The organism is Hathewaya limosa (assembly GCF_030815255.1).
GTDB lineage: Bacteria > Bacillota > Clostridia > Clostridiales > Clostridiaceae > Hathewaya > Hathewaya limosa.
On the sequence record NZ_JAUSWN010000009.1, the window covers coordinates 28,744 to 46,717 of the forward strand.

At 26.5% G+C, this 17,974-nt stretch carries 18 protein-coding genes; 4 read left to right on the plus strand and 14 right to left on the minus strand.

What is annotated here, in order from left to right:
• Positions 1-23: 23 nt before the first annotated feature.
• From QOZ93_RS06320 to yedE, 9 genes are all read right to left on the minus strand, one after another.
• On the minus strand, positions 24-401 hold the full coding sequence (locus QOZ93_RS06320; RefSeq protein ID WP_307355552.1) for a hypothetical protein: 378 nt from the start codon (positions 399-401) through the stop codon (positions 24-26).
• A 170-nt stretch (positions 402-571) separates the two neighbouring features.
• Positions 572-1,453 carry a M15 family metallopeptidase gene (locus tag QOZ93_RS06325; RefSeq protein WP_307355553.1) on the minus strand — a complete coding sequence of 294 codons (882 nt, stop codon included), beginning with the start codon at positions 1,451-1,453 and terminating at the stop codon, positions 572-574.
• A gap of 110 nt (positions 1,454-1,563) precedes the next feature.
• Positions 1,564-4,020 (minus strand): heavy metal translocating P-type ATPase, encoded by a 2,457-nt coding sequence (locus QOZ93_RS06330; protein WP_307355554.1) that lies wholly within the window; start codon positions 4,018-4,020, stop codon positions 1,564-1,566.
• 26 nt (positions 4,021-4,046) lie between these two features.
• Positions 4,047-4,313 (minus strand): metal-sensing transcriptional repressor, encoded by a 267-nt coding sequence (locus tag QOZ93_RS06335; RefSeq protein ID WP_307355608.1) that lies wholly within the window; start codon positions 4,311-4,313, stop codon positions 4,047-4,049.
• Between the two features lie 176 nt (positions 4,314-4,489).
• Positions 4,490-6,415: a GTP-binding protein gene (locus tag QOZ93_RS06340; protein WP_307355555.1), complete on the minus strand. Its 1,926-nt coding sequence runs from the start codon at positions 6,413-6,415 to the stop codon at positions 4,490-4,492.
• Positions 6,416-6,557: 142 nt separating this feature from the next.
• On the minus strand, positions 6,558-7,100 hold the full coding sequence (locus QOZ93_RS06345; RefSeq protein WP_307355556.1) for an ECF transporter S component: 543 nt from the start codon (positions 7,098-7,100) through the stop codon (positions 6,558-6,560).
• 110 nt (positions 7,101-7,210) lie between these two features.
• Positions 7,211-7,444: a putative Se/S carrier protein gene (locus QOZ93_RS06350; protein WP_111943040.1), complete on the minus strand. Its 234-nt coding sequence runs from the start codon at positions 7,442-7,444 to the stop codon at positions 7,211-7,213.
• A 9-nt stretch (positions 7,445-7,453) separates the two neighbouring features.
• A complete protein-coding gene (locus tag QOZ93_RS06355; RefSeq protein WP_111943042.1) occupies positions 7,454-7,657 on the minus strand; it encodes a sulfurtransferase TusA family protein in 204 nt (67 codons plus the stop codon).
• Entirely contained in the window at positions 7,647-8,738 is a 1,092-nt protein-coding gene (gene yedE / locus QOZ93_RS06360) for a YedE family putative selenium transporter (RefSeq protein WP_307355557.1), read from the minus strand. Before yedE ends, QOZ93_RS06355 begins: the two co-directional genes overlap by 11 nt.
• 181 nt (positions 8,739-8,919) lie before the next feature.
• Here yedE and QOZ93_RS06365 point away from each other — a divergent pair, with 181 nt between their 5' ends.
• Positions 8,920-10,068 (plus strand): aminotransferase class V-fold PLP-dependent enzyme, encoded by a 1,149-nt coding sequence (locus tag QOZ93_RS06365; RefSeq protein ID WP_307355558.1) that lies wholly within the window; start codon positions 8,920-8,922, stop codon positions 10,066-10,068.
• 82 nt (positions 10,069-10,150) lie between these two features.
• On the opposite strand, the gene QOZ93_RS06370 is transcribed toward QOZ93_RS06365, so the two are convergent.
• Complete coding sequence (locus QOZ93_RS06370; RefSeq protein ID WP_307355559.1) at positions 10,151-12,307, minus strand: YhgE/Pip domain-containing protein; 2,157 nt, start codon at positions 12,305-12,307, stop codon at positions 10,151-10,153.
• 350 nt (positions 12,308-12,657) lie between these two features.
• Here QOZ93_RS06370 and QOZ93_RS06375 point away from each other — a divergent pair, with 350 nt between their 5' ends.
• Positions 12,658-13,887, plus strand: coding sequence for an aminopeptidase (locus QOZ93_RS06375; protein WP_307355560.1), 1,230 nt, complete (start codon positions 12,658-12,660; stop codon positions 13,885-13,887).
• Between the two features lie 101 nt (positions 13,888-13,988).
• A complete protein-coding gene (locus QOZ93_RS06380) occupies positions 13,989-14,261 on the plus strand; it encodes a hypothetical protein (RefSeq protein WP_307355561.1) in 273 nt (90 codons plus the stop codon).
• Between the two features lie 58 nt (positions 14,262-14,319).
• Here QOZ93_RS06380 and QOZ93_RS06385 read toward each other — a convergent pair whose 3' ends face one another.
• Positions 14,320-14,559 (minus strand): GIY-YIG nuclease family protein, encoded by a 240-nt coding sequence (locus QOZ93_RS06385; RefSeq protein WP_111943056.1) that lies wholly within the window; start codon positions 14,557-14,559, stop codon positions 14,320-14,322.
• Between the two features lie 42 nt (positions 14,560-14,601).
• Positions 14,602-16,014 carry a DEAD/DEAH box helicase gene (locus QOZ93_RS06390; protein ID WP_111943058.1) on the minus strand — a complete coding sequence of 471 codons (1,413 nt, stop codon included), beginning with the start codon at positions 16,012-16,014 and terminating at the stop codon, positions 14,602-14,604.
• 145 nt (positions 16,015-16,159) lie between these two features.
• Between QOZ93_RS06390 and QOZ93_RS06395 the strand changes: the two genes are divergently transcribed.
• On the plus strand, positions 16,160-16,774 hold the full coding sequence (locus QOZ93_RS06395; RefSeq protein WP_111943061.1) for a hypothetical protein: 615 nt from the start codon (positions 16,160-16,162) through the stop codon (positions 16,772-16,774).
• A gap of 105 nt (positions 16,775-16,879) precedes the next feature.
• Here the strand turns inward: QOZ93_RS06395 and QOZ93_RS06400 are convergent, their stop codons facing one another.
• Positions 16,880-17,371 carry a flavodoxin family protein gene (locus tag QOZ93_RS06400; RefSeq protein WP_307355562.1) on the minus strand — a complete coding sequence of 164 codons (492 nt, stop codon included), beginning with the start codon at positions 17,369-17,371 and terminating at the stop codon, positions 16,880-16,882.
• Between the two features lie 46 nt (positions 17,372-17,417).
• Positions 17,418-17,894, minus strand: a complete 477-nt coding sequence (locus QOZ93_RS06405) for an LURP-one-related/scramblase family protein (protein WP_307355563.1) — start codon at positions 17,892-17,894, stop codon at positions 17,418-17,420.
• Positions 17,895-17,974 lie beyond the last annotated feature (80 nt).

Consider the following 17,974-nt stretch of genomic DNA (forward strand, 5'->3'; position numbering starts at 1 on the left):
AATTTAATTATCACTTTTTTATATTATTCTATTATAAATCTTTCCCTTAATTCTTCAGGTGATATATACATATCCTTAAGACGTTTTTCAATAGAAGGTTCTAACATACCTATGTCCCCTCCTAAATTTTCCATTATCGACTTAAATTCTGGTCTAGAATACGCATATATATTTTCATTCCTACTTCCCAGATAATTCAACTTTCTAAAGTCTTTATTTTTGATCCATGAATTTTTGTCTAGAACCCATAATTCCAGTAGTATTACATTTTGACCTTTATATCTACTTTCAAACACTATATGCTCATAGGAATCTTTTTCTTTTATATGTACCTTTTTATAGTTTTTATCCCATGTTTCAGGTACCTTAAATTGAATTCCTAATTTTTTATTTGTATACATATGTTTTGAACTACTTGTATTGCAACCACTAAAAACAATATTAATAAAAAGAATAAATAAGAAAAAATATATACTATTTTTTTTCAACTTTAAGCACCTCTTAAAATTATATAATCTAGTATATATTATTTCCTTTTATTTTTCATAAATTCATGATTTACAAATATATTTTATTTATTATAAAATTCTTCTAAAGTTAAGTGATTTTTCGTTAAATATTGTGCTAAATCCTTACCTACATATCTTATATGCCATGGTTCATATGCATAACCTGTGATAAGTTCCTTTCCTTCTGGATATCTAATTATAAATCCATACTTATAACAATTATCTTTTAGCCATTTACCTTCATTTGTATCAGCAAAGGTATCAAGTAACACATTTTTTATCTTATCACAACTTAAATCCATAGCAAGCCCTGTTTGATGTTCACTTTCTCCAGGTCTAGCAGAATATTTAAGCGCTGAATTTACCCCTTCACTTTGCACCTTTGATGAAAAAATCATATTTTGTGTTTCATAAGATCTAAACCCCGAAACACCTTTAAAATAAATTTTATCTTTTAGAGCATCTTTATATAACTTTTCTAAATTAATTGCCATTTCTTTTCTTGCTAATCTCTCATGAGAACTTTCTGGCTTAACAAAAGGTATATTTACCTTAACCAAATCTTTAGGTACATATTTTTTTGGTAAACTCACTATTTTATTAACTAAAAAAGTGTAATTACTATCTTTTAAAAGTTCCATAGAAATTTTATTTATATTATTAAAATCATTTTTATTTAAAGATAGATTCTTAAATTTTTCAAGTTTTAAAGGATTTACATTAGAATTTCCTTTATTATTTTCTAAAACAATTTTATTTATTCTATTTAATTCACTTACTTTAAACTGTATGCTATTTGTATTTGCAAAAACATTCATGTTCTTATTTTCTATTATTAAAGTACTAAAACATAACCCTATACTTACAAAACCCGTAATTATAAAAATTCTATAATTTTTTAGTTTTTTATTGATCTTATGTTTATTAATTCTTTTTATAAGCAATTAACTTTTCACCTCCATACTTAAGTTTAAGTGCCAATATTTTGAGATATATAACATTATATCACATTTAATATTATACTAAAAAGAATATTACTTTAACACTAGCTTTATTATGAATGTAAAGGTTTAAATTTTTTTAATCTTAAAGCATTTAACAAAACAGAAACCGAACTAAAACTCATTGCTGCAGCACCTATCATAGGATTTAAAAGAGGACCTCCAAAAATATATAAAATCCCCATAGCTACAGGTATTCCTAAACTATTATATCCAAAAGCCCAAAATAAATTTTGTTTTATATTTCTTATAGTTCTTTTACTTAAATATATAGAATTTGCTACATCCATTAAATCATTTTTAATCAACACTATGTCTGCTGATTCTATGGCTATATCAGTACCTGAACCAATAGCTATTCCTATATTAGCTCTGGCCAAGGCTGGTGCATCATTAATTCCATCTCCAACCATAGCAACATTTTTACCATTATATTGAAGTTTTTTTATTTCTTCGGCTTTATTTTCTGGTAATACTTCTGATAATACTTTACTTATTCCAACTTCTTTTCCAATTGCATCTGCAGTATTTTTATTATCACCTGTAATCATAATAATTTCTATTCCCATTTTTTCTAAAGTTTGTATAGCTTTCTTACTACTATTTTTTACTGGATCCTGTACTGCAATTATACCCAGAGCTTTATTACCTCTAGCAATATACATAGGTGTTTTTCCTTGTTGTGCTAGATCGCTACATTCTAGTTCTAAATTCTCAATATTGATATTTTCCTTATACATTAATTTTTTATTTCCTAGGAAAATATTGTCTCCTAAAATTTGTGCTTTTATTCCATGACCAGGTATTGCTTTAAAGTTTTCTATTTCTTTTAAAGTTAACTTGCACTCTTGAGATTTTTTTAAAATAGCCTCTCCCAATGGATGTTCCGAAGCTCTTTCACAACTTGCCGCTAAAATTAATAGTTCTTTTTCTGAAATTCCTTTTGTAATAATATCTGTTACTCTTGGCTTTCCTTCCGTTATAGTTCCTGTTTTATCAAAAACAACCGTTTGTATTTTATGTGCATTTTCTAATGCAACTCCACTTTTAATTAAAATTCCATTTTCCGCACCTTTACCTGTTCCAACCATTATTGCAGTTGGTGTTGCCAATCCTAAAGCACATGGACACGCAATTACTAATACAGAAATAAATATAGTCAAAATAAAAGTTAAATCCTTACCTGCTATATACCAGCCTATGGCACCTATAGATGCTAAAAAAATTACAGTAGGTACAAAATATCCTGAAATAATATCAGCTAACTTAGCAATGGGTGCTTTAGAACCTTGAGCCTCTTCTACTAAATGTATTATTTGTGCCAATACGGTATCTTTTCCAACCTTAGTTGCTTTATATTTTATTCTTCCATTTTTATTAATACTTCCACCTATAACTAAATCATTTTCAGATTTTTCCACTGGAATACTCTCCCCAGTTAGCATTGATTCATCAACAGATGTACTACCTGAAATAATCATTCCATCTACAGGAAGTTTTTCTCCTGGTTTCACTACTATAATATCAGATACTTTAACTTCATCAACTGAAACTTGAATTTCTTTTCCATCCTTCTCTATAATTGCTTTTTTAGGAGCAAGATTCATAAGTTTTTTTATAGCTTCTGAAGTTTTACCCTTTGTAATAGATTCTAAATATTTTCCTAATGTAATTAAAGTAAGTATTGTAGCTGATGATTCAAAATAAAGATTAAATGCATACTGACTTTGACCATTAAAAATTTTAAAAACAGAATACAAACTGTAAATAAAAGATGATAAAGTTCCAATAGATATTAAGGAATCCATATTAGGACTTCCTTTAAATAATAATCTAATTCCAACCTTAAAAAATTTTCTTCCTAAAATTAATACAGGTATGGTAAGCAATAATTGAACTATAGCAAAATTTTTAGGATTTATTATTGGATCTATAAACTGAGGTAAATGCATATTAAACATTTCTAAAACCATATGTCCCATAGAAATTAACAGTAATGGTACTGTAAACATTAAAGACATTATAAATCTTTTCTTTAAACTTTTACTTTCATTTCTTTTACTGGCTTTTTCTATATTATTATTAGAAAGTTCATCTCTTAATTGAAATCCACCCTTATTCACCTTTTCCTTTATATAGGAAAGTTCAACCTCATCTGTATCATAAACTAAATTTAACTTTTCCGTAGCAAGATTTACACTTGCATTTTTTACTCCATTTATTTTATAACAAATTTTTTCTATAGACTTAGCACAAGCCGCACAACTCATTCCTTGCACATTTAAAATTATATTTTTATAGTTATAAATTAATTTAAAACCACCTTTTTCTATGGCTTTTTCAAGTTTATTAAAATCTAATTCTTGTTCATTATACTCAATACTTAACTTTTCTGTAGCTAGGTTAACCCTTGCTTCCTTAATACCATCTTGTTTCTTACAGATTCGTTCTACTGCTTTAGCACAAGCTGCACAACTCATTCCCTCTATAGAGAAATTTTTTTCTTTCATTTTGACCTCCCCTTTATTTGTATAAATTATTTATCAATTAACTTATTCATAACAGAGATTATTTCATCTACTTTTTCTTCCCCATTGTCATGCATAAAAGCTTCCTTAACACAATGATTTAAATGCTGCTTTAAAATAAGTAAATTTGCTTTTTTTAATAAAGATTGAGCCGCTATTATTTGGTTACTAACATCTATACAATATCTACCTTCCTCAATCATCTTTATGATTCCTTCAATTTGTCCTTTTGAAGTTTTTAAACTTTGGATGGCTTTTTTCTTTTCCTCATTCATGTTACTCATAATTATACCTCCCCACCCCTAGGGGGTGTCTTTCATTATTATTATATATTTATATTGTTTAGTTTTCAATATATCTTTTATAGTATTTTGTGTTTTATATTTTAAATTACTTTTTATAAATAAAACAAAGATTAAAAGAGATTTTTAGCTCAATTAACCTTTGCTTATTAGTATACTTTTTTCATCTTTCTATTTTCTCTAAATAATGATATAGAATTATATATTGATGTATCCTTATACACTTTATTATTTTCATCTTTTAATATTTTCTCACTATTATGACAATCAATATATCTTGAAAAACTTAAACTTATAGAAGCTTTTCCAGAAGTCATAGATGCTAGTTCAATAGGATAATTCATAGCATTTTGAATAGGTACTTCTCCATAAATCTTCACCTTATCCTCAGTAATTTTAGGTTCTTTAAATTCTCCTTTCATTTTTAAAATATCAGACATTATTTTTCCCATATATTCTAGTGGTGCTACTATATCAAACTTATATAACGGTTCTAATAGTTTACAATTGTTTTCTTCTAAAGCTTTCTGCATAGCTCTTATAGTTGCTATTCTAAAGTCTCCTCCATGAGTATGTTCTAAATCATACTTTCCACCAATTAATTTAACCTCTATATCTGTAACTCTTTCTCCTAACACAATCCCGTGTTTTAAGGCTTCATTCATAGTTTTTTCTATAAGATTCTGAAATTGCAAAGGAAGTATATCTAAACTTACATTAGAAACATATGTGAATCCCTCTCCTAACTTTTTAGGAGAAATCTTTAATTCAACCTCAGCATAATGTTTTTTAGGTTCATAATGACAAAATCCTTTACTTGACTCTGTAATTGTTTCTAAAAAATTCACTCTTGGAGTTTCTAATTTAATATTTAAACCAAATCTATTTAGAAATACTTCTTTTATAATTTCCATATGAACAATACCCATTATATTAATAGTTGCCTCTTTGATTTCATTATTAATTTGTAAGTTTAAACTTGGATCTTCTTCATTTAATATCTTTAATGCTTTTAAAAGATCCATATATTTTTCATTATCTTCTAAAAATACTTTTGTTCTTAAACAACTTTCTATATTACTAAAATAATTTTTTTCTGTAGTTTTACCTATAATATCCCCCACCATAGATGTCTTAAGTCCACATATTGCTCCAATATCTCCACATTCTAATTTATCTGTAGTATAGCACTTTTCTCCTATATATTTTCTTATAGATGAGATTTTCTCTTCTTCCCCATTTATAAAAAATCCATCTCTTATTTTTACCTGTCCACTAAGAACCTTTACATATGTAAGTTTTCCAATTGAAGGATCATGCTTTACCTTATAAACTAACATTGTAGGTTTTTCTTCACTTTTACTTTCATAGAATGGAATATATTCTAAAATGGCATCTAATATATTTTTAATTCCTTTTCCTTCTATAGCACTCCCTATAATTAAAGGAAATAACTTTCCCTCATGTGAAAGTTCAGTAATTGCATTTTTTAAAACATCATTTTCTATATATTCATTATCTAGATACATTTCTAGTATTTTGTCATTTTTATCACTAAGTTTTTCTATAAGATCATTTCTTTCTTTATTATTAGAATTTAAATTTTCTAGAATAACAAAATCTGAAGTTAAAGAGCTTTCTATATTATTAAAAGTTTTATTTAAATCAACTCCAACTCTATCTATTTTATTTATAAAAATTAATGTAGGTATATTATAATTTCTAAGAACTCTCCATAATTTTTCCGTATATCCTTGCACTCCTTCTAGAGCAGAAATTATTAAAATTGCACCATCTATAGGCAAAATACTTCTTTGTGTTTCAGAAGAAAAATCCAGATGTCCGGGAGTGTCAATTATATTAATAGTTGTATCTTTCCATTTTAAAGATACTTCTTGTGAAAATACAGTAATGCCTCTTCTCTTTTCTATTTCATTATAATCTGTAACTGTTTCCCCTTTATCTACACTGCCTAAATTTTTAATTTTACCAGATAAAAATAACATTTGTTCTGTTGTTGTTGTTTTACCTGCATCTACATGTGCAAAAATCCCTATATTCTTTATGTTTCCCATACCCCACGTTCTCCTTATAATTATTTAAATAAACTTTCATATTCATATAATACCATATTTACCTATAAAAAATTAAAACTCCCTTAAACTTTAAAAGAGAGTTTTAATAAATTAATATTTAATTATATATACTAAAGATTACTTAATTTTCTTCATAAATTTTTACTCCACTTTTGTTAATAACAGGTTTTAATATTAAAGAGACTGGAATTGTAACCGCAACCCCTATACCTGTAGTTACACTGGAAGCTATCATCTTTAATAAAGCTGGATGGAAACCATAAAAAACTAGCCAGTTAAATATAAAATAACCAAATAAGGATATTAATCCTCCCACTACAAAAGCAACTATGTTCTGAACTTTTGAATTTCCTTTTGCTCCATTAAGAAAACAAATTTTCCCTACTATATATCCTGTTAATCCTTTTATTATAAGTGTTGGTATTGTCCATGCAACATGCTTAGGACTCATTAAATCAAATAAAGCACATCCTATTCCTGCAGAAATTCCAGCATCTGGACCTATAAAAATAGCTGCTAAAAAAATAGCCGTAGTCCCTAGATGAATCATTGTATCATTTCCTCCACCTAGTGGTAATTCTATTTTTAATTGAGTTCCCACAAAACATATAGCAGTAAAGAGTGCTGTAACTACAATTCTTCTAGTTGATATTTTTCTTTTCAAGATAAAAACCCCCTATAAATATTTCTTAGATAATTTTATTCCCAAGAAACATTATAGAGGGTTATTTGTTTAGGTCAAATGTATGGATACACTATCATATACAATTAATACTATTCATCATCATATAATAAATTATACTGTTCATCTTTTATTTCATATATTTTTTCAATATCAGAGGTTATATACTTTTCATAGTTATCCACCGAGAATCTTGCCCCTATACCACAATTAGAACTTAATTTTCTAGGAACAGGCATAAGTTCACATTGAATATCGTGACTACTTAAAACCCTTTTATACTTCATAGCCCCTGAGTGTGTAAAAAATAAAGCTATATATTCCATAACTTCTCCTTATTTTCTCCCTTGAAGAATAAATCCTTCTTCATCTTCTTTTATAATAACTTTATATCCTGAATTAGTTAAAAATCTGCTTACATTTTCTTTTGGAGCACCTTCATCAACTAAAACAGTTATATCTTTAGGATTTTGTTCTATAGCTTTTTTTGTTAAAATAACTGGTTGAGGACAAGATAATCCTCTTGCATTAATTTCCATTTACTTTCACCTCATCCTTACTTTTAATTTGTGTTGTAATTTTTTCAAAATTAAAGTATGAAATTAGTCCTAAAACTATAATACAAATTATAACTGCTACTTTTCCATTAGGTGTTGGTCCTTTTGGACTTGAAGCTAAAGCAAAGTTATGGCAGAATGCTGCACCAATAAGCATTCCTAATACAGTTATAACTGAATCTATATTTCCTTCACCACCTAAAATTAATTGTCTAAATGGACAGCCACCAAGTAATACGCTTCCCCATCCTACAACAACCATTCCTAAAAAGTTCCATAGAAAATCATTGTGAGCTATAGGTTGTCCTGTAAAACCTACATGTACATTTTTAAATATTAAATTACCTATAAATGAAAATACTAAAATTCCTATAAATCCACTAATTAAGTAACTATCTTTAAATAAGATTAAATCTCTAATACCACCAACCATACAAAGTCTTGTTTTTTGAGCTAATATACCTGAAATAAGTCCAACTGACAATGCAATCCAAATTGAAGCATGAGCAGCTCCTGGGCCTTTCTTACTAAAGAATATAATAGCCGGTGCTGAAATAAGTAATACTAAAAGTGCTACATTAATTATTGGAAATATAAGTCCTTCTGACTTATTTAATTTATAGCTTCTTTTTAATGAGAAACCTTTATTTAAGCAAACTATACCTATACCTATACCTACAATAAATCCAACTAATCCTGTAATCGCATTTAAATCTCCACCTGCAAGTCTTAAAACCATTCTCATAGGACATCCTAAAAACATTAATGCACCAATCATAACCATAAATCCTAAAACAAATCTAGTAAATGGAGAAGATCCTCCCTTTGTTTTGAATTCTTTGTTAGCAATGGCCATAATAAATGCTCCTAAAACTAGTCCAATAACTTCTGGTCTTATGTATTGAACAACTGGTGCTCTATGAAGTCCAACTGCTCCTGCTATATCTCTAATGAAACAAGCTATACAAAGTCCCATATTACCTGGATTACCCATTTTAACAAGTACAGCAGATAAAATACCAATAATTGCGCCTGCTATTAAAATCCCTTTTTTATTTTTCATAATATTCCTCCTAATGCCATTTTTCACACATAATTATATCAATATGTTACAATTATGTTAAATTGTTATTTTCAATAGATATTTTTTTTCTATAGTTATTGTAAATACAACAACTTAAAACACTTATAGTGTTTTAATATGTAATAAGAAAGTGAATTTTGTCATTATGGAGGATATATATATGCAAAAAATTTATTTAGATAATGGTGCAACCTCTTTTCCTAAAGCACCTACTGTTGGAAAATCTATTTATGATTATATAGAAAATTGCGGATGTTCTGTTAATAGAAGCACTTATAATGAAGCTTTTCATGTAGAAGATACGGTATTTGAAACTAGGGAATTACTTTGTGATCTTTTTAATTTTTCTAATCCTGAAAATGTAGTTTTTACAAAAAATATTACAGAAAGTTTAAATACTATTCTAAAGGGTTTTCTAACCTCTGGTGATCATGTAATAGTCTCTTCTATGGAACATAATGCTATTATGAGACCTTTAACAAATTTACAGGGTTCTGGTATAGAATTTTCTAAAGTATTATGTTCAAATAAGGGTGATTTAAATCCAATTAATATAGAACAACATATAAAATCTAATACTAAAGCTATTATTATGACACATTGCTCTAATGTGTGTGGAACCATTTTACCAATTAAAGAGGTAGGTGAAATATGCAAAAAACATAATCTATTTTTCATAGTAGATTCTGCTCAAAGTGCAGGAGTGTTAAATATAGATATGATAGATTACAATATAGACTGTCTCTGTTTTACAGGGCATAAATCTTTACTAGGTCCTCAAGGCATTGGTGGCTTTTTAATAAAAGATAAATTTAATGCTTTAGTATCCCCATTAATAGAAGGTGGAACTGGAAGTTTATCTGAAAAAGAAAATCAGCCAAATTATATGCCTGATAAATTTGAAGGTGGAACTCCTAATACATTAGGCATAATTGGATTAAATTCTGCACTTAAATATATAAAAAATATAGGTATAGAAAACATTCACAAAAAAGAAATGCAACTTACAAATATATTCTTAAAAGAATTAAAACAATTTAAAAACCTTAGAATTATAGGTCATGATGATTGCACTAGCAGAAGTTCTACTATATCTATTGAACTTCCTAATATGGATATGGGGGAATTTTCTTATAAACTTAGTAAAGAATTTAATATCAGCACTAGATGTGGATTACATTGTGCTCCTTCTGCACATAAAACCTTAGGAACATTGCCAAATGGTACTATAAGGTTTAGCATAGGATATTTCAATACTGAAGATCATATAAACTATACTTTAGATGCATTAAGAAAACTATTAACCTAATAGACTATAATTCTAATAGTTTAATTACAAAAGCACTATAAAAATTTTCATACTAGAAACTTTTTATAGTGCTTTAACTTTATTATTCTTCTCCTGCTAGACCAGTTTCCTTAAATTTTTCCACAAAATTTTTATTTATTTTTCCTAATTTACTCTTTAGTAAAAGTGCTATTAATATAGCTATAACAAAGTAACTAATTAGAATAAATGTATTATACCAAACTGTATCCCACATTACTCCTGCTACTGCCTCTCTCATACTAGAAATAGCATAAGTAAATGGTAGCAATGGATTTAACTTTTGAAAAAATGGTGGAGTCACTTCTATAGGAAAAGTTCCTCCAGATGCAGATATTTGCAACACTAATAATATCACTCCTAAAGCCTTTCCTACATTTCCAAATACAGAAACCAATGTATATATGATAACTGTAAAAATTACACTTATAAACATACCATATAATACAAACATACATGAGTTAGCTGGCTTAACCCTTAATATTAAAATATCACCTATGGTAACTACTAAAGCCTGTAAAATTCCTAATGTCATAAAAATTAAATATCTTCCAAAATATTCTTCATACGATTTAAGCTTTCTTTGAAAATTCTTAACTTCAGTACTTAATATTGAAACTAATATCAATGCTCCTACCCATAATGATAATGTTGTAAAAAACGGTGTCATAGCTGAGCCATAATTTTCAATTGGGAAAATTCTATTTTGTTTTATGTTAACAGGACTAGCTATAAACTCACTTTCTACCCCAGCATCTTTTTTCAAAAGAGTTATAATATCATTTAACTTAATATCATTATTTAGTGTTTTTAATTTTTCATTTAATTCTTCAATTATCTTTTCAGCCTTTGGCAGTTTTTCCTTTAAAATTTTAATTTCACTTTGTCCTTTAATACTGATATCTTCAGCTTTACCTAATAATTCATTTACTGTTGGTAAGCTTTTTTTAGCATCATTAAGTAATTTTAAACTATTATCCATAACAACAAAAATATCATCTACTAGGTTTTTAAGTTTTGGTGATACTTTTGAATTAAAATAAGTTAAAACTTTATTAGTTCTATTATTAAATTCTAATTTTTTATTCTTTATTTGATTCAACAAATCTTCAGTTGCATTACCATTATCTATACCTTCTATAACCTTATCTGTAAGATTAATTTGGATTTCGATGCTATTATGCAATTCTTCAAGTTTACTTATTAATAAAGTTATTTCATCTTTAGGCTTAAATTCATTTAATTTTTTTAATGAATTATTTATGTTATTTATAATTTTACTTAAATTATTTAATCTATCTTTTACTGAAATAATCATTTCTCTTTCTTTTGTTTTATCTCTTCCGACAAACTTTATTGCCTCATCTAAAAATCCATCTATTGAATCCGAAATTTGTTTTACAAGTTCTAAATCTTTTACAATGTACTCATTAATATTAGAAAATGCAGATTTAGATTTATTTATAAACTCCTCACCTGTATTTACAATATTAATAGATTTATTAATAGTTTCATTAATTAGTGGAATTTCTCCTTTAACCTTTTTACTGAATTCTTCCAAAGTTATAGTTCCACTTTCAACTTCATCAATAGCCTGATTTATTTCTGGAATTTTACTATTAAGTTTAAACACGGTCTCTGTAAATTCATTTAACAAAGGTTTTTTATTTTGAAGTTCAATACCTATTGAATTAAAAACTTGAAAGATTGATTTATTTACAACCTGAACAAAAGATTTAGTAACTTCTTGTTGAAGTGAAGTTACACCTTTCTCTGTAATTTTAGGTGCTACAGCATTTCTTTTTTCATTTACTGTATAAATAAGTTCTGGTTTTTGTATATGATCACTTAAAAGAGATGAAATTTTTTTAGAAAAATCTACTGGAACTTCTATAGTAGCATAGTATTTTCCATGTTTAATTCCATACTTTGCCTCTTCTTCTTTTACAAAAATCCATCCTATTTTATTATTTTTTTTTAACTGTTTTACTATATCATTTCCTATATTTACATTTTTACCATTAAAATTAGTACCTTTATCATTATTAACTATAGCAACGGAAATTCCTTTTGTATTACTATATGGATCCCAGGAAGATTTAATATTAAACCAAGCATATAATGATGGTAAAATTATAAGTCCCAACATTACTACAATAGCAATAGGATTTTTTATTACATTTTTTATATCCTTCTTATATATTTTAAATATATTTTTCATAAGTTCTGCAACCTTTCTTCTTATTTTTAATCTTATCTTTTGTTATTTTTCAAATGTATATTTTTATATGTATTTTCTGTAATAAAACGTTTTTTTATTTTAACTTGTTGATATGATTTAAATTTTTTACACTATAATTAGTAAATGACAAATAAATTTTAAATTAAATTATATATGTTTAATATATACTGTTATATGTCTTTTTATAATTTTAATAAAAAAATTTTATATTTTTACTTTAAAAGACTTTTTAAAATCTTTTATAATAATAAAGGTTAATATATATTTGTAGAGAAATAGATATATATTACATTAAAAAATATTTTATATAGGAAAGGAAATGATTTGATATGGATAAAGTATTTTTAAAACGATATGCCGAATTGGCTGTAAAAACAGGTGTAAATATTCAAAAAGGACAAAAATTATTTATAAACTCTCCTATTGAATGTGCTGACTTTACAAGATTAGTAGCAGATATGGCTTATGATAATGGAGCAAAAGATGTAATCATAAACTGGATAGATGAAAAATTTTCAAAAATAAGATTTATGAAAGCTCCTAAGGAAGTATTTGAAGAAATGCCTGATTGGCAAAAAGAATTTTATTTATCTAATGTAAAAGATGGGGCAGCTTTTTTATCTATTCATGCATCTGATCCAGAACTTTTAAAAGATGTTGACCCTAATATAATTTCCATAGCTCAAAAAACTAGAAGTATTGCATTAAAAGAATATAGTGAACGTTTAATGAGTAACAAAAATGCATGGTCAGTTATATCTATTCCAACGGAAGGCTGGGCTACAAAGGTATTTCCTGAATTATCTCCTAAAGATGCCATGAAAAAACTTTGGGATTATATATTTAATATAGTTAGAGTGGATAAAGAAAATCCTGTAGAAGCTTGGAAAGAACATACTAATAATCTTAAAAACAAAATGAATGCTTTAAATTCATATCATTTTAAATCAATGCATTATAAAAATTCATTAGGAACTGATTTAACTGTAGAACTTCCTAAAAAACATTTATGGCTTGGAGGTTCAGAACACACCGAAAATGGAATAGAATTTTTAGCTAACATGCCTACCGAAGAAATTTTTTCTCTTCCTCTTAAAACTGGTGTAAATGGAACCTTAGTTAGCTCAAAACCTCTTAACTATGGTGGAAACTTAATAAATAATTTTTCTTTTACTTTTAAAGATGGTAAAATAGTTGATTTTAAAGCTGAGCAAGGCTATGAAAGTTTAAAACATTTAATAGAAACAGATGAAGGATCTCATTATCTAGGTGAAATTGCCTTAGTTCCTTTCCATTCACCTATTTCTAATTCTAATATTATATTCTTTAATACTTTGTATGATGAAAATGCTTCTTGTCATTTTGCCATTGGTAAAGCTTATTCTGTTTGTATAGAAAATGGTGCAAACATGGATGAAGACCAACTTAAAGAAAACGGAGTTAATGATTCATTAACTCATGTAGATTTTATGGTAGGTACGAATGACTTAAGTATTATTGGTACAACATATGATGGCAAAGAAATTGAAGTTTTCAAAAATGGTGATTGGGCTATTTAGATTTCAATAATTAATCTTCTAAAAGTTGTTACTAAGGTTTATTAATAAATTTATAGATTTTATAAATACTATTAGTAATAAGCTTTTAGGAGGTGATATATATGTATAATGAAAATACCATTAATAAAAATTTAGATACAAATTTAGTAAATGAAAAATCTAATAGTAAAGAAATTACAGAAGAGATTAAAGAAGAAATGGAAAATCGATTAGATAACATAGCTGAGGATATAGAAAAAGGTGCGGAACAAGCTAAAGAATATGTAGTGGATCAAGTTTCTACTGGTGCAGATTTATATAATAAGACTTTAAATCAAGCTAAAGCAAAATACTATACTGCCAAAGCCGAGTATTACGATAAAAAAAGAAAATAATACAGAAAAAATCACTTCATAATTTTGTGAAGTGATTTTTTATTAAAGTCAATTTTATTTATCCATTTATAAGTATAAGTTTTTCTTTTCTACTTAATTTTTTTATAGCACATTCTCTTTTCATCGCTTCTTCTTTTTCTATAAATTCTTCAAAATATCTTAATTTTACAGGAGTTCTTGCCTTAGTATATTTAGCACCTTTACCTGTATTATGTTGATTTACTCTTCTCTCTAAATCTGTTGTCCATCCAGTATATAAAGTTCCATCACTACATTCTACTATATAAGTATATGGCATAAAAATCCCCCTAAACTCTATAGTTTTTAATTTCCTATATAATTATTCTCTTGCCTTACTTATAGACATTGGTTTACCCTTTATAGGTAATTCCTTATTTTTAATTACATCTTTTCCATATCCATTAAGTATATCCACATAACTATAATTGTCAAAGATATCAATAATTCCAATAGAATCTGCTGGCACATTACAACTATTAATTATGGTACCTACTATATCTCCTCTACGGATTTTTTTCCTTTTTCCACCTGCAATATAAACTTTTATTACATCGGAACCTACAGTTGTTTTCTTTACTACTGTTTTTATTTGTTTTTCAGGTATTTTTTCTATTTCTTCTTTTGTAGGACGAATTGCCTTAGTAATGTTCATATTTATAAATTCTTCTATAGCTTCCAAAAACTTTTCTTCATATGGAGTAACAAAAGTTATAGCCTCTCCTTTTCTTCCTGCTCTTCCTGTTCTACCTATTCTATGAACATATGCTTCCAATTCTAATGGAATATCATAATTTATAACATGAGTAACTCCACTCATATCAATTCCTCTTGCGGCAACATCTGTAGCTACTATAAAGGTAAATTCGCCATTTTTAAATTGTTTTAATGTATCTAACCTATCACTTTGTTGCATATCCCCATGAAGTTCACAAACTGAATATCCTCTACCTTTCATCTTAGTATAAACTTCTGCTACATTTTTTTTCGTTCTACAAAAAACTATACATTGATTTATATCATTTATTTTTACTAAATCTCTTAATAATCCAAACTTCCTATCTTCTGCTATTTCATAATATACTTGATTTATTTTATCTACTGTTAAAGTTTTAGCTTCTATTTCTACAATTTTAGGATTTTTCATATGTTTTTTTATAAGAACTTTAATTTCTTCTGCTAATGTTGCTGAAAACATTAATGTTTGTCGTTCAGTATGTATCTTACATATAATACTTTCTACCTGTTCTATAAATCCCATGTTAAGCATTTCATCAGCTTCATCTATTACTAAATACTTTACTTCACTTAAATCTAAATTCCCACTTTCAATATGATCTAAAGTTCTTCCAGGTGTTCCTACAACCACATGTACCCTTTGCTTTAACTGTGTTTTTTGTAGTGATACAGGTTGTTTTCCAAATACAGGCACTGATTTGATTTTCTTGTATAATCCTAAACTTCCAAAATCCTCATTAATTTGAACCGCTAATTCTCTTGTTGGAGTTAGAATTAATGCTTGAACTGCATTTTTTTCTATATCTATATTCTCAATAATAGGTATAGCAAATGCTGCCGTTTTACCACTTCCTGTCTGTGATTTAACTATAACATCTTCATCTTTTAAAACTAATGGTATTACATTTTCTTGAACTTCTGATGGTTTTTCATATCCCATATTCTTTATTGCTTTAAGTAAATTTTTATCTAAATTAAAATCTTCAAATTTATGCATTCTAAATTCCCTTACTTTCCTTATTTTATTTAAACATAACTTTTTAATTATAACATATTTTTTAATCTATAATTTACTATTTGCTTTTTATAAAACTTTTATGATGTTATAATATTTTTATACCTAATAAAAAGGGAGGAATTTAATGAGTACTACTAAATACATAAAAAAAATAATAAGAAAAGAGCCAAAAGATAAATCACAAAAAAACAAAAAAAATAATGATAAAAATTTTATAGATTTCGATTATCCATCAGCAAGAATATTTTTCGATAATTATAAAGAACAATATACTTTAATTTTTAAAAATAACAGAAATATAAATCTACGTTCTATGATATTACTAATAATTAATACACTGACTATTTTATTTACTTTAGTTTTCGTTTCTAACTCAAAGTTTATTATATTAAAAAATCATAACATTACTAATATAACATTATTTATTTTGGAACTTATGGCTTTAATATTAACATTTAGCTGCATTATAAGAAGTTTATTTCTCACTTTAAAATTATTTAATTTTAAATCCTTGAAATATTTTATACCAAACGAATTAACTGAAAATATGTATATGAATGAAACAGATACTACTTTTTTTTCTTTATCCTCAAAATATAAGGAAATAATTAATTACAATCTAAGTATTCTTAATGAAAAAAACAATTTTTTTACCAATACATTAAAATTAACTTCTTACTCATTTTTATTTGTAACTTTATTTATACTTTTATACTTTGTTTCATTAAATTTATTATAATAAAAACACCTGGTATATATAATATTGAAAGTTATTTCATAATTTTATCCATTATATATACCAGTTATTTATATTTTTCATAAAACACTGCTCCATTTCTATAATTTAAGAAACCTGTAGTACTTTAACGACCTTCTTTAAAGTATTTTTAAACTCTTCCGTTTTTATATCTTTATTTTTTATCGTACAAAGTTTAGTTATTGATCCACTAAAGATTTCTTCCATTTTTTTGTCATATTTTTCTTCGCCACTTCCACCATATACACTTATATAAAAAATTTCTTTAGGAAATTTTTTTCTATTAGTTAATATGTAAGTTCTTAATGCTGGGCTTATATTTGCCGCCCATATAGGTCCACATAAGATTAGTTTACTATATTTATGAGATAAATTATTTTCATAGTTTATACTTGTTATATTTCCATTTAATGCATCCCTTCCCCCTTTTATGAACCCACCTATCCCTTTTCTATTTTTTAGATCTTTAATTTCATCTATATGACAATTTAATAGATCTTTTAATTCATATGCAATCTTCTTTGAATTTCCACTTCTTGAATAGTACACAATTAAAATGTTTTCATTTTCTACACTCATATTACTTCTCCCCAAATATATTTTATATTTATCTTACATAATCAATTTAATTATCAAAATAAATTTGATCAATAACTATTACTAACGCTAACAATAATAGATACGAAACTTCATTATCATCTATCCATATTTCATATCTATCTCCAAAGGAAAAATATTTTTTATCAATGCTAGCCACCTTCTTACTTCTATTATATATAGAAAAATCATGTGCCAAAAAATCACCTTGTACCTTATAGTGACCTGTATTACTACGGATTTTAAACTTTTTCTCAAAGAAACTCAGTTCTTTTTCTATGGTTGCTAATAATTTCTTTCCTATATATAACTCATATACAGGCAAGAAAACCAGCGAAACTTGTTTAATAAAAACTAACTCCTTTCCTCCTTTATCATATATATGTAGCTTATTGCCTATTGTAAATATTTCTCCTTCAACCCTAAAACATTTACAGCCTTGTTCGTCTAAAATATCAAAATTATCACCTATTGAAAAACATTTCTCTTTAATATAATATTTCATATCCCCTATTTCTCTCCTTATATAGCAAAAAGAATTTATTTACTACATAATAATTCTACTACAATAATTACTATCTTGAA